This is a genomic window from Peribacillus sp. B65, from assembly GCF_058513295.1.
In genome coordinates, this window is sequence record NZ_CP195840.1 from 2,357,378 (window position 1) to 2,380,019 (window position 22,642).

Genomic DNA, 22,642 nt, shown 5'->3' on the forward strand with positions numbered 1-22,642 from the left:
TCATGGGCATTCAAAAAGTGATGGTCATTGGTGCTGGACAGATGGGATCTGGCATTGCCCAGGTCTGTGCAATGAGCGGTTATGAAGTTCTTTTACATGATTTAAAAGATGAATATGTAGAAAAGGGGTTAGGGACAATTACCAAGAACCTTTCCCGGCAGGTTGAAAAAGGAAAAATGGAAGCTGAAGAAAAAGGTGCAATCCTTTCCCGGCTGACTTCATCGACGGATTTAAATAATGCGGCTGCGGTGGATTTAGTGATTGAAGCTGCAGTGGAAAACATGGAAATAAAAACAAAAATATTCGCCGATTTGGATGAAATCACGCCACAACACGTCATTCTTGCATCCAATACTTCTTCGCTTCCGATTACCGAGATAGCCGCTGCCACGAAAAGGCCGGAAAAGGTAATTGGCATGCACTTTATGAACCCCGTTCCAGTCATGAAGCTGGTTGAGATCATCCGTGGCCTGGCTACAGCGGATGAGGTTTATAAAGAAGTTGAAGAGATGGCTGAATCCTTGAACAAGGTACCGGTGGAAGTTAATGATTTTCCAGGTTTTGTAGCGAACCGGATTTTGATGCCGATGATCAATGAGGCCATCTATACCCTTTATGAAGGCGTCGCCACTAAAGAGGCGATTGACGACGTGATGAAGCTGGGAATGAACCATCCGATGGGCCCGCTTACGCTAGCTGACTTCATTGGACTGGACACATGCCTGTATATAATGGAAACGCTTCACCAAGGTCTCGGAGACGATAAATACCGACCGTGTCCGCTGTTAAGGAAATATGTAAAGGCTGGATGGCTAGGCAAGAAATCAGGACGGGGCTTTTACGAATATAACTAATCTTAGAAAGATGTGCAGCTAGGGAGGGATGAAGGATGGATTTCAAGTTTACAGAAGAACAGGAAATGATGCGGAAAATGGTAAGCGCTTTTGCGGAGAATGAGATTACCCCTCATATCGAGGCAATGGAAACAGGCGTGTTTCCAAAAACGATTCTGCAAAAAATGGGTAAGCTTGGTTTGATGGGAATCCCGATTTCAGAAGAATACGGTGGCGCGGGTATGGACTTCATGTCTTATATCATCGCCATCAATGAGATTTCCAAAGTTAGTCCAACTCTCGGTGTCATACTGTCCGTTCATACTTCTGTTGGAACAAATCCAATCGTTTATTTTGGAACGGAAGAGCAGAAGCGGAAGTATGTGCCTAAGTTAGCCGCTGGTATATATTTAGGCGCCTTTTGCTTGACTGAGCAAAGCTCAGGTTCCGATGCTGCGAGTTTGAAATCGAAGGCAGTGGCAGTAAAGGAAGACGGAAGATATCGAATAAATGGGTCCAAGGTTTTTATCACCAATGGCGGGGAAGCGGATGTATTCATTGTTTTTGCTTCAACCGACCCTCAGAAGGGAAGCAAGGGAATCTCTGCTTTTATTGTAGAAAAAGGGACGCCAGGCTTAATCATCGGTAAAGATGAACGTAAAATGGGCCTTCATGGCTCGAGCACCGTACAGGTGACGTTCGAGGATATGAAAGTGCCTGCAGCCAATCTCCTTGGAAAAGAAGGAGAAGGCTTTAAAATCGCAATGGCCAACTTGGATGCTGGAAGGATAGGCATTGCTGCTCAAGCGCTGGGAATTGCAGAAGGCGCCATGGAACATGCTGTCAAATATGCAAAAGACAGAGTTCAATTCGGCAAACCTATTGCAGCACAACAGGGGATTGGTTTCAAGCTTGCTGAAATGGCAACGTGTATAGAAGCTTCAAGGTTACTTGTCTATCGAGCGGCGTATTTACGCTCACAGGGATTGAAGTGCGGTAAAGAGGCGGCAATGGCTAAGCTATTCGCTTCGAGGACGGCTGTTGATGTGGCGATAGAAGCAGTCCAGGTGTTCGGAGGCTATGGATACACGACGGAATATCCTGTCGAACGCTATTTCAGGGATGCAAAGGTAACTGAAATTTATGAGGGTACCAGCGAAATACAGAGGATGGTCATCAGTAAGAATCTCTAATTCACGAAATGCTTAGGAGGCATAGACATGCAATTTAAACTAACGGAAGAACATGAAATGATCAGGAAAATGGTGCGCGATTTTGCCCAGAATGAAGTGGCTCCGACAGCTGCCGAGAGGGATGAAGAAGAACGATTCGACCGTGAAATCTTCGATAAAATGGCCGAACTTGGATTGACTGGGATTCCTTGGCCTGAGGAATACGGCGGTATTGGAAGTGATTATTTAGCGTATTGCATAGCGATTGAGGAACTTTCCCGCGTTTGCGCTTCCACTGGGGTGACTTTATCAGCCCATACTTCCCTTGCAGGATGGCCAATATATAAGTTTGGATCTGAAGAGCAAAAACAAAAATACCTTCGTCCAATGGCACAGGGTGAAAAAATCGGTGCATATGGGCTGACCGAGCCTAGCTCAGGCTCTGATGCAGGCGGTATGAGAACGACTGCTAAGCTTGTAGGTGATGAATATATTATCAGCGGTTCAAAAATCTTCATTACGAACGGCGGGATTGCGGATACATATGTCGTCTTTGCATTGACGGATCCAGAATCCAAACAAAAAGGAACGAGTGCCTTTATCGTTGAAAAGGACTTCCCGGGTTTTAGTGTCGGCAAAAAAGAGAAGAAGCTTGGAATCCGTTCATCACCGACCACGGAAATCATTTTTGATGAATGCCGAGTGCCTAAAGAAAATCTCCTTGGAAAAGAAGGAGAGGGCTTTAAAATAGCGATGATGACGCTAGATGGCGGCCGTAATGGGATTGCAGCCCAGGCAGTGGGCATAGCCCAAGGTGCATTGGATGCCGCAGTTGATTATGCAAAAGAGCGCGTCCAATTCGGCAAGCCGATTTCTGCACAGCAAGGAATCGGTTTTAAATTGGCGGATATGGCAACGGGTGTTGAAGCATCAAGGCTATTAACCTATCAGGCTGCCTGGTTGGAATCAGTGGGCCTTCCTTATGGAAAAGAGTCGGCCATGTCCAAACTTTTTGCTGGAGATACAGCCATGAAAGTGACGACAGAAGCCGTGCAGGTCTTTGGAGGTTATGGATATACAAAGGATTATCCTGTAGAACGGTATATGCGTGATGCGAAAATCACCCAAATCTATGAAGGTACACAGGAAATTCAAAAGCTGGTCATCTCACGGATGATTACTAAATAGGATTGAAATTGAGGTTTTCCGATGAGGCATTGCCTTTACCGGAATTCCCTTTTCAATTTCTTTAGAATGTCTTTGGCAATTAAATGATGGGCTTTTTAAAAGGAGTTTGAAAATGGAAAAAAGAGAGGTTCTTGCATCTGTAAAGGATGAACGCCTGGTTGAAAAAAGGCGTACACAAATGATTAAAGGGGCGGTGACCCTTTTTAAGGAAAAGGGATTTCATCGTACGACTACCAGGGAAATTGCCAAAGCGGCCGGCTTTAGTATCGGCACGTTATACGAGTATATCCGAACAAAGGAAGATATATTATATCTCGTTTGCGACTTTATCTACGATGAAGTACAGGAAAAGCTTCAGAAAGAAATAGATCAGAGCGATGGGACACTTGAAAGCTTGAAGCTTACGATCGCCTATTTTTATAAAGTGATGGATGATATGCAGGACGAAGTGCTGGTCATGTATCAAGAGGTGAAGGCACTGACGAAAGATGCTTTACCTTATGTATTGAATAAAGAACTTCGGATGGTCGGCATGTTTGAAAAGGTGATTACGAAATGTGTTGAGAACGGGGAGCTATCGTTGACGGCAAAACAAATAAGCCTTGTTTCTCATAATATTTTCGTTCAGGGACAAATGTGGAGTTTTAGAAGATGGGCTTTACACAAAGAGTATACGCTTCAAGAATATGTTGAACTGCAGACGCAATTATTGATTCAAAATATATCGCTTCAGAAAAATACTGAGTTAAATTCGTTTCAATAAGGAGGAGCTCAATGGGTACAGTTGAGGTGTATAAACCGAAGAACCATATTAGATTCGTTACTGCTTCGAGTTTATTTGATGGACATGATGCATCTATCAATATTATGAGGAGAATCCTTCAGTCCAGCGGTGCAGAAGTCATTCATCTAGGTCATAATCGTTCGGTGGAAGAGATCGTGAATGCGGCCATCCAGGAAGATGTTCAAGGCATAGCCATGTCATCTTACCAAGGCGGACATGTGGAATATTTTAAATATATGTATGACCTGCTGAAGGAAAAGGGAGCCGGGCACATTCGTATTTTTGCCGGCGGCGGCGGGGTCATCATCCCAAGGGAAATTAAAGAACTCCATGATTATGGGATAGCCCGGATCTTTTCTCCTGATGAAGGGCGGGAATATGGGCTTCAAGGAATGATAAACGTATTGATGGAGGAGTGTGATTTCTCGACAGTCAAACCATCTTTACAGGAACGTTTTGATGAATTGGTTGCTGGGGGAACAAATGCCATTGCCCAATTCATTACCTTTGCCGAAAACAGACTCGATGCTTCACAGGAATCAGCGGCAGCGGTTGAGAGTCTTTTTGAGCAGATCAAGACTTCCGAAATGAAGGTTCCTGTTCTAGGGATTACGGGAACTGGCGGTGCTGGAAAAAGTTCATTGACTGATGAATTGATACGAAGGTTCATTAACGAAATACCAGACGAGAGAGTAGCCATTTTATCTGTAGACCCGACCAAACAGAAAACGGGCGGTGCCCTGCTTGGTGACAGGATTAGAATGAACTCGATTTTTTCAGAGCGTGTTTATATGCGGAGCCTGGCCACGCGTCATTCAAAAAGTGAGTTGTCTTTGGCGATAAAAGATGCCATTTCAGTCGTGAAGGCAGCTGGCTTCGATTTAATCATCGTTGAAACGAGCGGAATTGGTCAGGGAGATGCAGAAATTGCTGAGATATGCGATGTATCCATGTATGTAATGACGAGTGAATTCGGAGCACCTTCGCAACTTGAAAAAATCGATATGATTGATTATGCAGACTTGATAGTCATTAACAAATACGAGCGCAAAGGCTCAGAGGATGCAAAAAACCAAGTTCAAAAGCAATACCAAAGAAGCCGTACACTTTTTGATCAAGATCCATCTGAAATGCCGGTATACGGTACCATCGCTTCTCAATTCAATGATCCAGGCACCAATGCATTATTCGCTGCACTGATTGAAAAGCTTAATGAAAAATCAGGGACGGTTTGGAGTACCGCCTTTTCGAAGGAAGCGGATGTTTACAAGCAAAATGTCATCATCCCTACTGACCGTCGGTATTATTTACGTGAAATCAGTGATACGGTCAGATCTTATCATAAGCGTGCGGCTGAACAAGTACGTATTGCCCGCAGGCTTTTCCAGCTTGAAGGAGCAATTGATGCAATTAAGGAAAATGATAACAACGAAGGTATGGTGGCTTCTTTAGAAAAACTGAAAAAGGAAACCGCTTCGAATTTATCACCTGAATCTAAAAAAATACTTTCTGGATGGATGGAATTAAAAGAAAAGTATGCAGGAGAGCAGTTTGTAACGAAAGTCAGGGATAAAGAAATCGTCACAAAGCTGAAAACTAAAAGTTTATCAGGTTTAATGATTCCGAGAGTGTCATTGCCTAAATATGTCGATTATGGAGAGATCTTAGGATGGGTATTCCGAGAGAACGTTCCGGGCTTCTTTCCTTACACAGCGGGAGTCTTTCCATTCAAGCGTGAAGGAGAGGACCCGAAGCGGCAATTTGCCGGTGAAGGATCACCCGACCGAACCAACAGGCGTTTTCATTATTTGTCAAAGGATGATAATGCAAAACGGCTAAGTACGGCTTTCGATTCGGTAACTTTATATGGCGAGGATCCCGATCACCGGCCTGATATCTATGGAAAGGTAGGGGAAAGCGGAGTCAGCATCTGTACGTTGGATGACATGAAAAAGCTGTATGCAGGCTTTGACCTTTGCCACCCCTCAACCTCTGTATCGATGACCATCAATGGACCGGCACCAATCATTTTGGCAATGTACATGAATACGGCAGTCGATCAGCAGATTCAACGGAAAGAAGAAGAGTTAGGCCGTCCCCTTACGGACGCAGAAGCTGAAGAAGTGCAGGCTTATACCCTTCAAACGGTACGCGGAACTGTTCAAGCGGATATTCTGAAAGAGGACCAAGGCCAGAATACTTGCATCTTCTCTACGGAATTTGCTTTAAGGCTAATGGGGGACATTCAAGCATATTTCATTGATCGAAAAGTCAGGAACTACTACTCTGTATCCATTTCCGGCTATCACATTGCAGAAGCGGGTGCCAATCCCATTTCACAGCTTGCTTTTACATTAGCGAATGGCTTTACTTACATCGAATATTATTTAAGTCGCGGAATGAATATTGATGACTTTGCCCCGAATTTGTCGTTCTTCTTCTCAAATGGGCTCGACCCGGAATATACGGTTATCGGGAGAGTGGCAAGAAGGATTTGGGCTACGGTCATGCGGGATAAATATGGTGCGAACGACCGCAGCCAGAAGCTCAAATACCATATACAGACTTCAGGGCGCTCACTTCATGCGCAAGAAATTGATTTCAATGATATCAGAACGACACTTCAGGCTTTAATGGCGCTGCAGGACAACTGTAATTCCTTGCATACTAATGCGTACGATGAAGCCATCACGACGCCTACTGAAGAATCCGTGCGCCGGGCAATGGCCATACAAATGATCATTACAAAGGAGCATGGGCTCTCAAAAAATGAAAACCCGATGCAAGGAGCCTTCATCGTAGAGGAATTGACGGATCTCGTTGAAGAGGCCGTACTGCAAGAGTTCGATCGCATCAATGATCGGGGCGGTGTGCTGGGTGCAATGGAGACGCAGTATCAGCGCGGGAAAATCCAGGATGAATCGATGCATTACGAAATGAAAAAGCATACGGGAGAATTGCCGATCATTGGTGTCAACACGTATTTGAATCCAAATCCTCCTTCCGAAGAAGCGGTGAACAGCATGGAAATTGCCCGTGCAACAAAGGAAGAAAAGGAAGGGCAAATCATAAATCTCCGGGCATTCCAAGAAAGAAATAAGGAGTTCACGGATGAGGCGCTAACTAAACTGAAATTGGCAGCCATGAATGGGGAAAATATCTTTGCTGAACTCATGAACTGCGTCAGAGTGGCCAGTCTTGGTCAGATAACGAGGGCGCTATATGATGTAGGCGGTCAATATCGAAGGAATATGTAAACTGAGAAGGGGGCTCCGAACGTTTAGGGCCCTCTTTTTTAAATAATTTCCGCATTTTTTAACAAAATGAAGATTTTACCTTATAATTATTTGGAAAAGGGGCAAAAATGAAGAATCAGCCCTATTGGAGTTGAGAAAATGAACCTGAAAATGATTGGATCGATCATAGGGTACATTCTTGCCATCATTATTTTATTTGAGCTGTATGAGCATCAATTGGGTGCCATCTCTTTTTTTATCCTGACTATTGTCTTTTTTACGGCAGCCTATCGACAGAAATCGAAAAAAGAAAGTGAATGATTTTTAGCTTTTGGTTTCCTGAATGATAGACAATAAGGTAAATCTGTGAAAGTATCAGATAGAACTAGCATAAACCCATTTAGATTGTTTATAATGGAGTATATGTCTAGCAGGAATTGTCGTTATTTTATCGAACTACTGTTTTAGATTATTTTTTTATGTGAAAAAACACGGAATTCAGTGTTTGAATAGAGAAGGGAAGTGCGGAATTTGAGTTTAAAACAATACTCAAAAGAGCAGTTATTGGAAATGTCCTTAATAGAGATGGCATATGATTTGTTAGTGGAAAGAAATGAACCGATTCCATTTAAAGACTTAATAAGTGAATTAGCTTCGCTGCACCATTTATCTAAAGCGGAAGTGGAAAAGAAAATTGCACAATTCTATACGGATTTAAATGTGGATGGCCGCTTCACTTCACTTGGGGACAACCGCTGGGGATTGAAAACATGGTACCCGGTTGACCAAATCGAGGAAGAAGTCGTACATGTTGTAAAACCTAAAAAGAAAAAGAAAGCCAAAAAGGCTGCTGCAGTTATCGACGATTTCGATGAACTTGAAGACGAAGATCTTGACTTTGAAGAAGATATCGATGATCTGGACGAGGATGAAGATGATGACGATGATGATATTCTAGGTTCTCCAGTCATCGACGAAGTGCTTTTGGATGATGACGTGGATGATGACGATGATCTGGAAGAAGAAATAATTGAAGATGATGCATTTGTCCTGGAAGATGATGAGGACGAAGACGAAGATGAAGATGACTTGGATGACTTGGATGAAGAGGCTGAGAAATAAATAATCGCCCTTGACTTTTTGAGGCGAAATTTGTAGAATCATTTTTGGGCTCCTTAAAAAAGGACACAATGATTAAATTATATCGCTCCCTTACTTTTATTGTAAGCGGAGCGTTTTTGTTTTTAATGATGGAATGAATAAATGACATCATTTTTTTATTTTTAAAAATGATTTCTCGTAGAATTGTAAAAACTATAGAGAACATATTTTTGTTTACTGTCATTTAAGGAAATTTATTCTTGTTCATGTATCCTGCATGACTCTCACTAAAGACCTTTAAGTGATTAATGGTTTGTACTGGTTTACGATTTTTTAGCTTTTAACCGCTCATGTGGCGGAAGATTTGATTCAGTTCCGATTAAGAACAGAATTGGAAGAAAACATTCTATAGGAGGATATAAAATGACAAAATATATTTTTGTGACAGGTGGAGTAGTTTCTTCCTTGGGAAAAGGGATAACGGCCGCTTCTTTAGGTAGATTATTAAAAAATAGGGGATTGAATGTTACGATCCAGAAGTTTGACCCTTATATTAACTTGGATCCAGGTACGATGAGTCCATACCAACACGGTGAAGTGTTTGTAACGGATGATGGTGCTGAAACGGATTTGGATTTGGGGCACTATGAGCGTTTCATTGATATCAACCTTGGCAAACACAGCAATGTGACTACGGGCAGAATTTATTCAACGGTCCTGAGAAAAGAACGCCGTGGCGATTATCTAGGTGGAACAGTTCAAGTCATTCCGCATATCACGAATGAAATTAAAGAACGGGTTTTCCGTTCAGGCAATGAAACGAATGCCGATATAGTCATCACTGAAATCGGCGGTACTGTAGGGGATATCGAGTCTCTTCCATTCCTTGAGGCGATTCGCCAAATCAAGAGTGATATCGGAATCAATAATGTTATGTATATCCACTGTACACTGGTTCCTTACATCAAAGCTGCTGGTGAAATGAAAACAAAACCGACACAGCATAGTGTAAAAGAATTACGCAGTCTAGGCATTCAGCCGAATATCATCGTTGCACGTACAGAAAGTCCAATTTCACAAGATATGAAGGATAAAATCGCTTTATTCTGCGATATCGATAAAAATTCCGTTATAGAATGTCTTGATGCGGATACTCTTTACTCCATCCCACTTGCGCTTCAAGCACAAAATATGGACCAAATCGTTTGTGATCACTTGCAATTGGACTGCGGCGAAGCGGATATGGAAGATTGGAAGGAACTAGTCAAAAAGGTTACTTCTTTATCAAAGAAAACAAAAATCGCTTTAGTCGGAAAATATGTTGAATTGCAAGATGCTTATCTTTCTGTAGTGGAAGCACTTAAGCATGCAGGTTACGCATTTGATGCAGATGTTGAAATCGACTGGGTGAATTCCGAAGATGTAACAAAAGAAAATGTTGCTGAACTTCTGCAAGATGCAGATGGAATCCTTGTTCCAGGCGGTTTTGGAGATCGTGGAATCGAAGGGAAAATTGCTGCTACCGAATTTGCCCGCACTACGAAAAAACCATTCTTCGGAATTTGCTTAGGCATGCAGTTGGCGTCAATTGAGTATGCTCGCAACGTCCTGGGATTGCCAGAAGCTCATTCAGCTGAAATTAATGAAGATACTCCAGATCCAATCATCGATCTTCTTCCTGAACAGAAGGATGTAGAAGATTTGGGCGGTACACTGCGTCTTGGTCTGTATCCATGTAAGCTTATCGAAGGAACTAAAGCATACGAAGCGTATAATGACGAGGTTGTTTATGAGCGTCACCGTCACCGTTATGAATTCAATAACCACTACCGTCAAGCAATGGAAGAGGCAGGATTCATCTTCTCTGGTACTAGTCCGGATGGCCGTCTAGTTGAAATCGTTGAATTGAAGGATCATCCATGGTTTGTGGCTTCTCAATTCCATCCGGAATTCACGTCACGTCCTAACCGTCCGCAGCCGCTATTCCGTGATTTTGTCGGCATGTCTTTAAAGCGCAGCGAAAAACTTTAACAAACAAAAAAACAGCCCAATGTGGCTGTTTTTTTTTAGATGAATAATCATTCTTCTTCATACTCTTTTATGATTTCTTCAAGAGTGAATTTAATCCCATAATAAGCGAAAAGAGCGGCAATGAGGATAGGATACCCATATCGATTTCCGGTTTCATCAGGAATCAAGCCCCGTTGGATACGTAAATCAATATGAACGTCTGCCAACTCCAAAAGAGAATCCCCTTCAGAAGGGACGGATGTAGAAACCGCAACAAATGGGATATCCTTTTCCTTGAGTTGTTTTGCCAGCAACAATGCTTCTGCATCATCCGAATGGCGGCTGAATATGAGAAACCGATCTTCCCTGGAAATAGTTTCTCCTGATTCATATCTTTTTACCTTCGGAAAGGGTTCTGCCCCATCCAAAGCCTCGGCAGTGACACCCTGCATTTCACCAAAACCGTGAATGTACACCGCACCGTCCCCAACCGCAGCCTGAGCCAGCAAGCGTCCGGCATCCTCCATTTCAAAGGCTTCATTTTCAATCATTTTCTTAAATAAACCGCTTATCTGTGTCGAAAAAATTTTTAACATGGTCAGGGACTCCTTTAAAAAATAATATACCCATTATAAAGGACTTTCCTTTGCAATGACAGGTTTCTGGGATTTTGATCCGGAAGGTCCGAATTTACTAAATCGGTCGAAAAAACAAAAAAATTAAAATTCCTCTTAGCCATACAGCAGGAATTTTGTTACAATTATCGAATATGAACAATAAATGCGTTGGACTTAAAAGTCATATGACGCAATCTATGTAACTACCCTTTTTCGGGTAATATGGCCGTATAGGCCAGTATATTTAATGGATGAATCGGGAAGGGGAGAGGTGATAAAATGCCAGGGAAAATATTGATTGTTGATGATCAGTTCGGGATTCGTATTTTATTGAACGAGGTTTTACATAAAGAAGGGTATGAAACATTTCAAGCCGCTAATGGAATTCAAGCCTTGGATGTGCTGAATAATCATTCACCTGATCTTGTATTGCTGGATATGAAGATTCCGGGAATGGATGGCATTGAGATCTTGAAAAGAATGAAAGTCGTCGATCCGGACATCCGGGTCATAATCATGACGGCATATGGTGAACTTGATATGATTCAAGAAGCAAAGGATTTAGGTGCTATGACACACTTTGCAAAGCCGTTTGATATTGATGATATTAGAAAAGCGGTTCGTGAATACTTACCGATTCAATCAAGTTAAATGTCTTGAAAATTTAATATTACTGATGGAGTAATTGCTGCGGCTATCTTTTTTTAGATGGGCCGTGTTTTTTTGGAATAAAATTTGAGGCTCGGTATAGTGTATTTGTTGCTGTTTTTTTGATGTATTGATATGCTAAAAGAGGAGAGATATTCTGATTTATAAGCGTATGCTACTTTCGTTTTAGGGAATATCTAGAAAGAATTAACTTTAAAATAATAACATCCACTAGTAGGAGGAAATCAAATGCCTTTAGTTTCTATGAAAGATATGCTGAATAAAGCCCTTGATGAAAAATATGCAGTAGGTCAATTCAATATCAACAACCTTGAATGGACTCAAGCTATTCTAGCTGCTGCAGAACAAGAAAAATCTCCAGTCATCCTTGGTGTTTCCGAAGGTGCTGCCCGCCATATGGGTGGTTTTAAAACGACTGTGATGATGGTTCAAGGATTGTTGGAAGACATGAAAATCACTGTTCCTGTGGCCATTCACCTTGACCATGGTTCAAGTTATGATAAATGTAAGGAAGCTATCGAAGCCGGATTCACTTCAGTAATGATCGATGCTTCACATCATCCGATCGAAGAAAATATCGAAACAACCAAGAAGGTTGTCGAATTCGCTCACGCACGGAATGTTTCTGTTGAAGCGGAAGTGGGCACGGTTGGCGGACAAGAAGATGATGTAATTGCTGATGGAGTCGTATATGCAGACCCTCAAGAATGTGAACAGTTGGTTAAAGAAACAAATGTCGACTGCTTTGCTCCAGCTTTGGGATCCGTTCACGGACCATACAAAGGTGAACCTAACCTTGGGTATAAAGAAATGGAAGAAGTGCGTGATTTAACGAAAAAACCTCTTGTTCTTCATGGTGGTACAGGCATCCCTACGAAAGATATCCAAAAAGCGATTTCGCTTGGAACATCAAAAATCAATGTGAATACGGAAAATCAAATTGTATTCACAAAAGCGGTTCGTGAAATTCTGAATAATGATACTGAAGTGTACGATCCTCGTAAATACATCGTTCCTGGCCGTGAAGCGATTAAAGAAACTGTCATCGGCAAAATACGTGAATTCGGTTCAAACGGCAAAGCATAATAAGGGTTCCATCCCTTTAAATGTAAGATGATAAAGGCAATATTCCCATTGGGGGGCTCCCCCCTAATGGTTTCTTTTAGATGCAGGGCTGAATCCGGGCTCTATTTTTAGAACAATTAGAATTCAGATGCATATAGGAAAATAAAAATCGATTACATACGGAGGCTATTTTATGAAATTCTTTATAGATACAGCAAACATGGAAGAAATCAAACAAGCGCATGAACTTGGCGTTTTAGCAGGTGTTACGACTAACCCATCCCTTGTTGCTAGGGAAAAGGGAGTTTCTTTCCATGATCGGCTAAAAGAAATCACAAGCCTTGTTAAGGAATCCGTTTCTGCTGAAGTCATTGCGCTTGATTTTGAAGGAATGATGGCTGAAGCCAAGGAACTAGTTGCGATTGCACCGAATATCACGATTAAAGTGCCAATGACTCCGGACGGCCTGAAGGCTGTTTCAGCACTTACAAAACAAGGTGTCAAAACAAACGTCACCCTTATTTTCAGTGCAAACCAAGCATTATTGGCAGCTAGGGCAGGAGCAACTTATGTATCGCCATTTTTAGGTCGCTTGGATGACATCGGCCAAAATGGTTTGGATCTAATTTCGGATATTGCTGACATTTTTGCGATCCATGATATCAATGCCGAAATCATCGCAGCTTCCATCCGCCATCCGATGCATATTACTGAAGCGGCTCTTAAAGGGGCGCATATTGCAACGATCCCTTATAAAGTTTTAATACAATTATTCCACCACCCATTAACGGATAAAGGAATTGAAGCTTTTTTGAACGATTGGAATTCACGTACTGAAGCATAATGCCTTGCCGCTAAGTCGCTATAGATTGCACCGTTTAAATAAAATTAACATAAATTAGAAATTTTTCTCTTTTTTTTACATGAATTTTCTACTTTTGTGTAAACTAAAGAACTAGATAGTAAATGTTGTCGGATTATGCAATTTTCTTGTGGTAAAATATTACTTTTTGGAAGTAGCTTCTAAGTGCTTAGCGTGGAAGGGAGTTTATTATGGAAAAACTTAAAATTGCCGGTGGCTATCCTCTAAAGGGAAGCATTCGTGTCAGTGGAGCAAAAAATAGTGCGGTCGCCCTTATTCCTGCAACAATTTTAGCGGACTCTCCCGTAACGATTGAAGGCCTGCCTGATATCTCGGATGTACAGATGCTGAAAGCGTTAATGGAGGAGATTGGCGGCGAGGTATCCTTTGATGAAGGAGAAATGACAGTCAACCCCAGCAGGATGATTTCAATGCCTCTTCCCAATGGAAGGGTCAAGAAGTTACGTGCCTCTTATTATTTAATGGGGGCAATGCTTGGTAAATTCAAAAAGGCAGTGATCGGCTTGCCTGGTGGCTGCCATTTAGGACCTCGCCCGATAGATCAGCATATTAAGGGGTTTGAAGCACTGGGCGCACAGGTGACGAATGAACAAGGAGCCATTTACCTTAGGGCGGACGAGCTAAGGGGAGCACGCATATATTTGGATGTCGTTAGTGTAGGGGCAACGATCAATATCATGCTTGCCGCCGTTTTGGCCAAAGGCCGCACTGTGATAGAAAATGCTGCGAAAGAACCTGAAATCATCGATGTTGCCACATTGTTGACCAATATGGGAGCGAAAATAAAGGGTGCAGGGACGGATATCATTCGTATTGATGGTGTGGAAAGTTTGCACGGGTGCAAGCATACGATCATACCGGATCGGATTGAAGCCGGCACTTTCATGATTCTAGCGGCTGCTGTCGGAGAAGGAATTCTGATTGATAATGTCATTCCCCAGCATTTGGAGTCATTGACTTCCAAGTTGAGGGAAATGGGGATTAATATTGAAGCGGGTGATGACCAGATATTTGTCTCTCCGGGAGAACAATATAAATCCGTTGATATCAAGACATTGGTTTACCCTGGATTCCCAACGGATCTTCAGCAACCTTTCACTTCCCTCTTAACAAAAGCAACTGGTTCTAGCATGGTCACCGATACGATATACGGGGCCCGCTTTAAGCATATTGATGAACTGCGACGCATGAATGCGAAGATAAAGGTCGAGGGCAGAGCGGGCATCGTCGATGGTCCTGTCCAACTTCATGGGGCAAAAGTGAAGGCTAGCGATTTACGTGCCGGAGCGGCTCTTGTAATAGCCGGTTTAATGGCTGAAGGGATTACAGAAGTGACCGGGCTTGAACATATAGATCGCGGATATAGCCATCTTGTTGAAAAACTTTCAGGTTTGGGAGCAACGATTTGGCGTGAAGAAATGACGCAAGAAGAAGTGGAGCAGCTTAAAAGCTGATCCCTTTTCTTGTTACCTCATTGTGTTACTATATATGATATAATGTGTTATACTAATATATAAATAAATCATGCTAGTGTACATGAGGGGGAACCGGAAATGGAAAGAAGTTTATCGATGGAGCTTGTCCGCGTAACAGAAGCGGCGGCACTGAATTCAGCTCGTTGGATGGGAAGAGGAAAGAAAGACGAAGCAGATGATGCAGCAACAACTGCAATGCGGGATGTTTTCAATACTATTCCCATGCAAGGAACGGTAGTAATCGGTGAAGGGGAAATGGATGAAGCGCCAATGCTTTATATTGGCGAAAAACTTGGTACCGGTCTTGGGCCAATGGTGGATGTTGCGGTTGATCCATTAGAAGGAACGAACATCGTTGCATCCGGCGGCTGGAATGCATTGGCTGTATTGGCGATAGCCGATAAGGGGAACTTGCTTCATGCCCCGGATATGTATATGGATAAAATAGCTGTCGGACCAGAGGCTGTTGGTCAGATTGATATCAATGCCTCCGTGTTGGACAACCTGAAAGCGGTAGCCAAGGCAAAAAATAAAGATATTCAAGACGTGGTTGCAACAGTATTGAACCGCGATCGTCATTCGAAGATCATTCATGAACTTCGTGAGGCAGGGGCACGTATCAAGTTGATCAACGATGGAGATGTAGCGGGAGCCATAAATACGGCCTTCGATCTTACCGGTGTTGACATCTTATTCGGATCTGGCGGAGCTCCAGAAGGAGTTATTGCAGCCGTTGCCCTGAAATGCCTTGGAGGGGAAATTCAAGGCAAGCTCATTCCTCAAAGTGATGAAGAAGTGGAGCGCTGTGGAAAAATGGGCCTTGAATTAGGAAGAGTCCTCAGAATGGAAGACCTTGTTCGCGGAGATGATGCAATTTTTGCAGCAACAGGTGTGACAGATGGAGAACTTTTACGCGGCGTACAATTCAAAGGGCATTACGGCGAAACACAATCCGTAGTCATGCGTGCTAAATCTGGTACAGTTCGTTTCATTGATGGTCGTCACAGTCTTAAGATTAAACCGAATGGTTTGATTGACTGATAGCGTTTTTTAGAAAAATCACTTTTAAAAAGCGAGCGGTTTCATCGCTCGCTTTCTCTTTTAAAAAATTTAAGTTGAATAATTAAAATAAAAAAAGTAAAATAAAGCTTGGTCTACTATTAATAATTTAGAATCTGCCCTTTCACTCCAAACTTCAAGAAGCCTTCAATTAATTTTCTTCTTTACATGTAAAAATGTATCATCCTTTCTAAGAAAACTCTGGTCGGGTACATGGATTGCGGTTTTTCTTCCATCTAACAAACCATTTCTTTTTCAGTATGGGTGAAAACGTTTAATTAATAAAAGTGTGGTGTCATAATGAATTTAACTATTTCTAATTTAGAAAACATGAAACTAAAGGATCTCTATGAGCACGCGCGTGAATATAAAGTTTCCTATTACAGCAAACTTTCAAAAAAGGAACTTATTTTCGCTATCCTGAAAGCACAAGCTGAGCAGGATGGTCTCCTATTCATGGAGGGCGTTTTAGAAATCATCCCTTCAGAGGGCTTCGGTTTCCTGCGTCCAATTAATTATTCTCCAAGCTCGGAGGATATTTATATTTCTGCTTCACAGATCCGCAGATTCGATTTGCGGAATGGAGATAAAGTGTCCGGTAAGGTAAGGCCGCCAAAAGAAAACGAGCGCTATTATGGATTACTGCATGTTGAAGCAGTCAATGGCGATAATCCGGAATCAGCAAAAGAGCGTGTCCACTTTCCAGGTCTAACACCGCTGTATCCAAACAGGCAAATTAAACTGGAAACGACACCGAAGAACTTATCAACCAGGATTATGGATGTCCTGGCACCGGTCGGTTTTGGACAGCGTGGGCTAATCGTCGCACCGCCAAAAGCCGGTAAAACGATGCTCATCAAGGAAATTGCCAATGCAATAACCACAAACCATCCCGAATCGGAATTGATCGTGCTGTTGATTGATGAACGCCCGGAAGAAGTGACTGACATTGAACGGTCCGTTGCTGGGGACGTGGTAAGTTCAACGTTTGATGAAGTGCCGGAAAACCATATCAAGGTGGCTGAGCTAGTGTTAGAACGAGCCATGCGCCTTGTGGAGCATAAACGTGATGTCATCATTTTAATGGACAGCATCACTCGACTTGCCCGAGCTTACAACCTTGTCATTCCGCCGAGCGGACGTACACTATCAGGGGGTATTGACCCGGCTGCATTCCACCGTCCAAAACGCTTTTTCGGTGCGGCGAGGAATATTGAGGAAGGCGGCAGCCTGACGATCCTTGCTACAGCATTGGTAGATACGGGTTCAAGAATGGACGATGTCATTTATGAAGAATTTAAAGGTACGGGTAATATGGAGCTGCATTTAGATCGTGCCCTTGCCGAAAGACGCATCTTCCCGGCAATCGATATTCGCCGCTCAGGCACTCGTAAAGAAGAATTGTTAATTCCGAAAGATCGCCTGGATAAACTATGGGCCATCAGGAAAACAATGTCGGATTCGCCTGATTTCTCGGAGAAATTCCTTCGCCGTCTAAAACAGACAAAGGGTAATGAAGAATTTTTCAGTAAGCTGGATGAAGAGATGTCAGAAATGAAAAAGGGGCCGGCGAGCGTAAAACGTTCTTAAACCCTGTAAGAAACAAACAGTTGCACAACTAGTCTTAAGTTGTTATAATGAGTTCATGTGTTTTTACAATAAATGTGAGGGTGTTTTTCCCTCAACTTGAAGTATATAACTCTGTTTCGAATGATTCAGGGCATAAGGAGCTGAAAAGAATGAAAACTGGAATTCATCCAAATTATAAGCTTTCAAAAGTAATTTGCTCTTGCGGAAACACTTTTGAAACTGGTTCAGTTAAAGAAGAGATCAAAGTTGAGACTTGTTCAGAATGCCATCCATTCTACACTGGTCGTCAAAAATTCGCTGAAGCTGGCGGACGTGTTGATCGTTTCAACAAAAAATACGGTATTAAATAAGCCGGACTTTTTAAAAAACAGGCAAGTATTTTTCTTGCCTGTTTTTTCTTTTCCATAAACAAGTAAGAATTTATATAAAGCCGGGTCGACTTCAATTATGGCCAAGGGATCGACAGGTGGAAGGGAGTAGCTGTTTCCATGTATGTAATGAAACAAACAGGCTGGATCGAGCTTATTTGCGGAAGCATGTTTTCGGGTAAATCCGAGGAATTGATTAAACGAGTCAGCCGTGCTCAATTTGCTAAAGAGCAAATAGCTGTATTTAAACCAGCTATTGATAATCGCTATGCGGAAGAGGCTGTCGTATCACACAATGGCTCTTCTGTGATGGCAAAACCGATTGCCCATTCAACGGATATCTTTAAGTATTTGGACAAGCCCCTGGATATTATTGCAATAGATGAAGTGCAATTTTTTGATCATGAAATTATCGGGGTTGCCCAGCATCTTGCGGACAGCGGTTATCGAGTGATTATGGCTGGACTCGATCAAGATTTCCGAGGTGAACCATTCGGTCCTATGCCTGTTCTATTATCGCTGGCAGAATCGGTGACTAAGCTGCAGGCTGTGTGTGAAGTGTGCGGATCACCTGCAAGCAGGACACAGCGCTTGATAGATGGGGAGCCGGCCTCCTATGATGAGCCGATCATCCTTGTGGGTGCATCGGAATCATACGAGCCCCGCTGCCGCCATCATCACGAAGTTCCGGGTAAGCAGCCTGTTGGGATTAAAGAACGTATTTGAATGATGGTGCCCTATGATCCAATGTGGTCGTAGGGTGCTTTTTTTTATGTAGAAATGGTTGGGAATTATAATAAGGGTGGAAAAACTGCTGGAGTTATTCAAGTGGTATGACCAATACATGGAAGCGAAATAAAAGATAAATATTGCCCCATTTTGGGCAGGCTAACGAGGAAATGTTCTTCTTAACCAGTCAAAATGGAGGGAAAAAATATGAAATCAAAACTGCTTATCATGACAGCCTTTTTACTTGCTGCACTAACGGCATGCGGTCAAAATGACAATGCGATAAATAATGATTCGGAATATGGGGATCAATCCCGGGATGGCAAGGATTTTGTTGGCAATGGTTTAAAACGTGTATCCAATAATGATTGGGACAATGAAGCGGAACGGCCATCAGATCAAATCCTCAATACACCGCATCATACATCCAATAATTCACCATCCATGGGGCAGCAAATTGATGATATCCGCGGGGCCATTGAATCGGAAACCAATTATGAGGCGGGCTCCGTTTGGTTTAATGGAAATACCATACATGTTACGGTCCATGATAAAGGCAAAATCAAGACGGAAAAAGAGAGACATAAGGAAATGCAGCGAATACAAGGCATTATAAACAGGGCTGTGCCTCAATATAATATAGATGTAAAATTAAAGAAATAACGACATTTTTGAATCCTCTTTGACGTTGATTATTCACCTATACTATAATTAACCTAGAAGTGAACTGAGCTGGGGCACTGAACTACTTATTTATAGTTAGAAAAGATGGATTACTTCCAATTCGTTTCAGATGTTTTGGAAAATTTATGAGGTGAATAATTTGTTTGATCGATTGCAAGCAGTAGAAGATAGATATGAAAGATTGAATGAGCTATTAAGTGACCCGGAGATCATTAATGACTCCAAGAAGCTAAGGGAATATTCTAAGGAGCAATCCAGCATACAAGAGACTGCTTCGACTTATAAAGAATATAAAGCGGTTCGTGAGCAACTCCAGGAAGCGAAGGCGATGCTTGAGGAGAAGCTTGATGCGGAAATGCGTGAAATGGTAAAAGAAGAGATCAATGAACTTGAAGATACCATACAAGGCCTTGAGGATAAACTGAAAATATTGCTTATTCCGAAGGACCCTAACGATGATAAAAACGTAATCATGGAGATCCGCGGAGCGGCAGGCGGAGATGAGGCAGCCTTATTTGCTGGTAGTCTATACCGCATGTATAGTCGTTTTGCCGAGGTGCAGGGTTGGCGGACTGAAGTCATTGAAGCAAGTCCTACAGGGCTTGGCGGCTATAAGGAAATCATATTCATGATTAATGGCAATGGCGCTTATTCAAAATTGAAGTTCGAAAATGGAGCACATCGCGTTCAGCGAGTACCTGAAACTGAATCAGGCGGACGGATTCATACATCTACAGCCACGGTTGCTGTTTTACCCGAAGCTGAGGAAGTGGAAGTTGAAATTCATGATAAGGATATTCGTGTCGATACCTTTGCATCGAGCGGTCCTGGAGGGCAAAGTGTCAATACGACAATGTCAGCGGTGCGCTTGACTCATATTCCGACGAATACGGTTGTATCCTGTCAAGATGAAAAATCACAAATCAAGAACAAAGAAAAAGCAATGAAGGTTTTGCGTGCCAGGGTGTACGATAAAATCCAACGCGAAGTACAGGCAGAGTATGATCAAAATAGGAAGCTTGCTGTTGGAACGGGCGATCGATCTGAAAGGATTCGCACTTATAACTTCCCGCAAAACCGCGTTACCGATCACCGTATTGGTTTAACGATTCAAAAGTTGGATCAAATCATGGAAGGTAAGCTGGATGAAGTGGTTGATGCATTAATCATGGAAGACCAATCTTCAAGGCTGGAAAATGCAGATGAGTAATTCTGCCGTGAAAGTGTTTGAAGCCCTTAAATGGGCTTCTTCTTTTTTAAAGGAAAATGATCGTGATGCCAATGCTGGGGAAATCCTGTTACAGCACTTTTTAAACCAAACTCGTTCCCAAATGCTGGCCAACCTTCATGATGAGCTTAGTGAAGCGGATTTTGGGCAATTTAAGGCCGCTATTGAGCTGCATGCTGAGGGGACGCCAATCCAATATATAATCGGCAGTGAAGAATTTTATGGACGGACCTTCTTTGTTAATGAAGAAGTGCTCATACCGAGACCTGAAACAGAAGAATTGATTTATTATACATTACGTAAACTCCCAGCCATTTTTTTGGAGGGGCAGAAGCTTCATTTAGCTGATATTGGGACCGGCAGCGGCGCAATCGCCATAACGATGAAACTTGAAAAATCAAACCTGTTGGTGACGGCCACGGACATAGCGGAAACGTCACTTGAGGTTGCGAGGAAAAATGCAGAATCACTTGGTGCCGAAGTGCAGTTCATGCAAGGTGATTTGCTTTTGCCTTTCGTGAACATGAACCAGAAGGTGGACATCCTTTTATCGAATCCGCCATATATACCAGATGATGATCATAAATCCATGTCAGTAGTCGTGACAGGACATGAACCACATCGTGCATTATTTGCCGGTATCGATGGGCTGGATTTTTACCGCCGCTTTATGGAGCAGTTACCTTTGATCATGAAGGTGCCTGGACTGATCGGTTTTGAAGTGGGCACTGGACAGGGTAAGGCGGTTGCCGATTTATTGAAGCGAACCTTTCCTGCTGCAGAAGTATCCATTGTAAATGACATAAATGAAAAAGATCGAATGGTCTTTGCTGCATTAAAGTGATCCGTCTCCTTCCGTGAGACGGATTTTTTTTTATGGGCACCACCCTCATTATCCTTTGGAATCTATATTTCCAGCTATCAACTTTTTTTATTTTTACTAGTTTAAGATAGCTCGAAAATGGTGAGACTAATTCATGTGAGGGGGCGAAGGCGATGAAAACAAAACATTTAGCCATTATCTATCTATTAATCTTAACTATAGGAACGATCGTAAGTATATATATGCCTAAAGCGGAGATGGTCGGTGCAGAAGATACGAAGGTGATCCCGGATGAGGCGATTCGTCTGCGGATACTTGCTAATAGTGATGCAGAAAAGGATCAAGCGGTTAAACGTCTTATTAGGGATGAGGTAAATGAAGATATCACAAAGTGGGTCGAGGAGCTTACTTCTTTGGATGAAGCGAGGGATGTGATCACCTCGCATCTACCGGATATCCAGGCGACAGCTGAGGCGGTTATAAAGGAACAGGGTTTGGAGCAGTCAGTAAAAGTCGATTTTGGACAAGCGGAATTTCCGACAAAACTCTACGGGCAGTATTTATATCCGGCAGGGGATTATGAAGCGGTGATTATCACACTTGGTGAAGGGGAAGGCGCTAATTGGTGGTGTGTTCTATTTCCGCCATTATGTTTCTTGGATTTTTCAAATGGGACGGCTGTAAGTCAAAGTCCGATTGTCGAGGAAGAAGATGAAGGATCCCTGACTTCGGATGGGAAGGCGTATGCAGCAACGAATGAAGAGAGTGAACCTGTTGCAGAGGGAGAAACTGAAGTAGTGTTGGCTGAAAAAGAAAAAGGGCCCGAGGAAGAAGTTGAAGAAGAGGTAATGGAGGAGAGTGTAAAAGAGGAAGTAACGGAAGAAACGGTAAAAGAAGAGGTTGCTGAGCAAGAGGTAAAAGAAGAAGTGATGGCAGTAAAAGATAAGGAACAAGTGGCGGAGGAAGTCAATGATGGGAGTGTTGAAGATAACAAGGTTGAAATTGCGGCATCCAATGAACAAGGTCAGCAATTATATGAAGGGGAAAAGGAGCCTGAGGTGGAAGTGAAGTCCTTGTTTGCAGAAATCTTCAATGATCTATTTTAAAAAGGGGGCAGCGGCCCTTTTT

The 22,642-nt window shown here is 42.6% G+C and carries 21 protein-coding genes; 20 read left to right on the plus strand and 1 reads right to left on the minus strand.

The window, feature by feature from the left end; genetic code table 11:
• The first annotated feature begins 2 nt into the window (after positions 1 to 2).
• The 8 genes from ACSR9O_RS11570 (at position 3) to pyrG (ending at position 10,345) form a co-directional block, all read left to right on the plus strand.
• Positions 3 to 854 carry a 3-hydroxybutyryl-CoA dehydrogenase gene (locus ACSR9O_RS11570; protein ID WP_402943298.1) on the plus strand — a complete coding sequence of 284 codons (852 nt, stop codon included), beginning with the start codon at positions 3 to 5 and terminating at the stop codon, positions 852 to 854.
• Positions 855 to 889: 35 nt separating this feature from the next.
• On the plus strand, positions 890 to 2,026 hold the full coding sequence (locus ACSR9O_RS11575) for an acyl-CoA dehydrogenase (RefSeq protein WP_491724427.1): 1,137 nt from the start codon (positions 890 to 892) through the stop codon (positions 2,024 to 2,026).
• A 27-nt stretch (positions 2,027 to 2,053) separates the two neighbouring features.
• Entirely contained in the window at positions 2,054 to 3,193 is a 1,140-nt protein-coding gene (locus ACSR9O_RS11580; RefSeq protein WP_101223858.1) for an acyl-CoA dehydrogenase, read from the plus strand.
• 112 nt (positions 3,194 to 3,305) lie between these two features.
• Entirely contained in the window at positions 3,306 to 3,956 is a 651-nt protein-coding gene (locus ACSR9O_RS11585) for a TetR/AcrR family transcriptional regulator (protein WP_101223857.1), read from the plus strand.
• Positions 3,957 to 3,967: 11 nt separating this feature from the next.
• A complete protein-coding gene (gene icmF / locus ACSR9O_RS11590; RefSeq protein ID WP_491724428.1) occupies positions 3,968 to 7,234 on the plus strand; it encodes a fused isobutyryl-CoA mutase/GTPase IcmF in 3,267 nt (1,088 codons plus the stop codon).
• 138 nt (positions 7,235 to 7,372) lie between these two features.
• Positions 7,373 to 7,534: a hypothetical protein gene (locus ACSR9O_RS11595; RefSeq protein WP_157831069.1), complete on the plus strand. Its 162-nt coding sequence runs from the start codon at positions 7,373 to 7,375 to the stop codon at positions 7,532 to 7,534.
• A gap of 210 nt (positions 7,535 to 7,744) precedes the next feature.
• Positions 7,745 to 8,335, plus strand: a complete 591-nt coding sequence (gene rpoE, locus ACSR9O_RS11600; RefSeq protein ID WP_402943309.1) for a DNA-directed RNA polymerase subunit delta — start codon at positions 7,745 to 7,747, stop codon at positions 8,333 to 8,335.
• A 402-nt stretch (positions 8,336 to 8,737) separates the two neighbouring features.
• Positions 8,738 to 10,345, plus strand: coding sequence for a CTP synthase (gene pyrG, locus ACSR9O_RS11605; protein WP_101223854.1), 1,608 nt, complete (start codon positions 8,738 to 8,740; stop codon positions 10,343 to 10,345).
• Positions 10,346 to 10,392: 47 nt separating this feature from the next.
• On the opposite strand, the gene ACSR9O_RS11610 is transcribed toward pyrG, so the two are convergent.
• Entirely contained in the window at positions 10,393 to 10,920 is a 528-nt protein-coding gene (locus tag ACSR9O_RS11610) for a DUF2529 domain-containing protein (protein WP_491724429.1), read from the minus strand.
• A 300-nt stretch (positions 10,921 to 11,220) separates the two neighbouring features.
• Here ACSR9O_RS11610 and ACSR9O_RS11615 point away from each other — a divergent pair, with 300 nt between their 5' ends.
• From ACSR9O_RS11615 to spoIIR, 12 genes are all read left to right on the plus strand, one after another.
• Positions 11,221 to 11,592 (plus strand): response regulator, encoded by a 372-nt coding sequence (locus ACSR9O_RS11615; RefSeq protein ID WP_101223852.1) that lies wholly within the window; start codon positions 11,221 to 11,223, stop codon positions 11,590 to 11,592.
• Between the two features lie 246 nt (positions 11,593 to 11,838).
• Positions 11,839 to 12,696: a class II fructose-bisphosphate aldolase gene (locus tag ACSR9O_RS11620; protein ID WP_101223851.1), complete on the plus strand. Its 858-nt coding sequence runs from the start codon at positions 11,839 to 11,841 to the stop codon at positions 12,694 to 12,696.
• A 172-nt stretch (positions 12,697 to 12,868) separates the two neighbouring features.
• Entirely contained in the window at positions 12,869 to 13,519 is a 651-nt protein-coding gene (gene fsa / locus ACSR9O_RS11625) for a fructose-6-phosphate aldolase (RefSeq protein ID WP_063234171.1), read from the plus strand.
• A gap of 209 nt (positions 13,520 to 13,728) precedes the next feature.
• Complete coding sequence (gene murA, locus ACSR9O_RS11630; protein WP_101223850.1) at positions 13,729 to 15,012, plus strand: UDP-N-acetylglucosamine 1-carboxyvinyltransferase; 1,284 nt, start codon at positions 13,729 to 13,731, stop codon at positions 15,010 to 15,012.
• 99 nt (positions 15,013 to 15,111) lie between these two features.
• On the plus strand, positions 15,112 to 16,074 hold the full coding sequence (gene glpX / locus ACSR9O_RS11635) for a class II fructose-bisphosphatase (RefSeq protein WP_101223849.1): 963 nt from the start codon (positions 15,112 to 15,114) through the stop codon (positions 16,072 to 16,074).
• Positions 16,075 to 16,392: 318 nt separating this feature from the next.
• Positions 16,393 to 17,682: a transcription termination factor Rho gene (rho, locus tag ACSR9O_RS11640; RefSeq protein WP_034315849.1), complete on the plus strand. Its 1,290-nt coding sequence runs from the start codon at positions 16,393 to 16,395 to the stop codon at positions 17,680 to 17,682.
• Positions 17,683 to 17,831: 149 nt separating this feature from the next.
• Positions 17,832 to 18,032: a 50S ribosomal protein L31 gene (gene rpmE, locus ACSR9O_RS11645; RefSeq protein WP_034315847.1), complete on the plus strand. Its 201-nt coding sequence runs from the start codon at positions 17,832 to 17,834 to the stop codon at positions 18,030 to 18,032.
• 138 nt (positions 18,033 to 18,170) lie between these two features.
• A complete protein-coding gene (locus tag ACSR9O_RS11650; RefSeq protein ID WP_101223848.1) occupies positions 18,171 to 18,776 on the plus strand; it encodes a thymidine kinase in 606 nt (201 codons plus the stop codon).
• A gap of 210 nt (positions 18,777 to 18,986) precedes the next feature.
• A complete protein-coding gene (locus ACSR9O_RS11655; RefSeq protein ID WP_101223847.1) occupies positions 18,987 to 19,442 on the plus strand; it encodes a hypothetical protein in 456 nt (151 codons plus the stop codon).
• Positions 19,443 to 19,602: 160 nt separating this feature from the next.
• The gene (gene prfA, locus ACSR9O_RS11660) at positions 19,603 to 20,673 is read left to right on the plus strand and encodes a peptide chain release factor 1 (protein ID WP_101223846.1); all 1,071 of its coding nucleotides are present in this window, start codon (positions 19,603 to 19,605) and stop codon (positions 20,671 to 20,673) included.
• Entirely contained in the window at positions 20,666 to 21,535 is an 870-nt protein-coding gene (prmC, locus tag ACSR9O_RS11665) for a peptide chain release factor N(5)-glutamine methyltransferase (protein ID WP_286141427.1), read from the plus strand. Before prfA ends, prmC begins: the two co-directional genes overlap by 8 nt.
• 152 nt (positions 21,536 to 21,687) lie before the next feature.
• Positions 21,688 to 22,620: a stage II sporulation protein R gene (gene spoIIR, locus ACSR9O_RS11670; RefSeq protein WP_101223845.1), complete on the plus strand. Its 933-nt coding sequence runs from the start codon at positions 21,688 to 21,690 to the stop codon at positions 22,618 to 22,620.
• The last annotated feature ends 22 nt before the right edge of the window (positions 22,621 to 22,642 follow it).

What these genes read in the sequence shown, in the direction of transcription:
- ACSR9O_RS11570 (WP_402943298.1), top strand. Translation starts at nt 3, where the DNA reads ATGGGCATTCAAAAAGTGATGGTCATTGGTGCTGGACAGATGGGATCT.
- ACSR9O_RS11575 (WP_491724427.1), top strand. Translation starts at nt 890, where the DNA reads ATGGATTTCAAGTTTACAGAAGAACAGGAAATGATGCGGAAAATGGTA.
- ACSR9O_RS11580 (WP_101223858.1), top strand. Translation starts at nt 2,054, where the DNA reads ATGCAATTTAAACTAACGGAAGAACATGAAATGATCAGGAAAATGGTG.
- ACSR9O_RS11585 (WP_101223857.1), top strand. Translation starts at nt 3,306, where the DNA reads ATGGAAAAAAGAGAGGTTCTTGCATCTGTAAAGGATGAACGCCTGGTT.
- icmF (WP_491724428.1), top strand. Translation starts at nt 3,968, where the DNA reads ATGGGTACAGTTGAGGTGTATAAACCGAAGAACCATATTAGATTCGTT.
- ACSR9O_RS11595 (WP_157831069.1), top strand. Translation starts at nt 7,373, where the DNA reads ATGAACCTGAAAATGATTGGATCGATCATAGGGTACATTCTTGCCATC.
- pyrG (WP_101223854.1), top strand. Translation starts at nt 8,738, where the DNA reads ATGACAAAATATATTTTTGTGACAGGTGGAGTAGTTTCTTCCTTGGGA.
- ACSR9O_RS11610 (WP_491724429.1), bottom strand. Translation starts at nt 10,920, where the DNA reads ATGTTAAAAATTTTTTCGACACAGATAAGCGGTTTATTTAAGAAAATG.
- ACSR9O_RS11615 (WP_101223852.1), top strand. Translation starts at nt 11,221, where the DNA reads ATGCCAGGGAAAATATTGATTGTTGATGATCAGTTCGGGATTCGTATT.
- ACSR9O_RS11620 (WP_101223851.1), top strand. Translation starts at nt 11,839, where the DNA reads ATGCCTTTAGTTTCTATGAAAGATATGCTGAATAAAGCCCTTGATGAA.
- fsa (WP_063234171.1), top strand. Translation starts at nt 12,869, where the DNA reads ATGAAATTCTTTATAGATACAGCAAACATGGAAGAAATCAAACAAGCG.
- murA (WP_101223850.1), top strand. Translation starts at nt 13,729, where the DNA reads ATGGAAAAACTTAAAATTGCCGGTGGCTATCCTCTAAAGGGAAGCATT.
- glpX (WP_101223849.1), top strand. Translation starts at nt 15,112, where the DNA reads ATGGAAAGAAGTTTATCGATGGAGCTTGTCCGCGTAACAGAAGCGGCG.
- rho (WP_034315849.1), top strand. Translation starts at nt 16,393, where the DNA reads ATGAATTTAACTATTTCTAATTTAGAAAACATGAAACTAAAGGATCTC.
- rpmE (WP_034315847.1), top strand. Translation starts at nt 17,832, where the DNA reads ATGAAAACTGGAATTCATCCAAATTATAAGCTTTCAAAAGTAATTTGC.
- ACSR9O_RS11650 (WP_101223848.1), top strand. Translation starts at nt 18,171, where the DNA reads ATGTATGTAATGAAACAAACAGGCTGGATCGAGCTTATTTGCGGAAGC.
- ACSR9O_RS11655 (WP_101223847.1), top strand. Translation starts at nt 18,987, where the DNA reads ATGAAATCAAAACTGCTTATCATGACAGCCTTTTTACTTGCTGCACTA.
- prmC (WP_286141427.1), top strand. Translation starts at nt 20,666, where the DNA reads ATGAGTAATTCTGCCGTGAAAGTGTTTGAAGCCCTTAAATGGGCTTCT.
- spoIIR (WP_101223845.1), top strand. Translation starts at nt 21,688, where the DNA reads ATGAAAACAAAACATTTAGCCATTATCTATCTATTAATCTTAACTATA.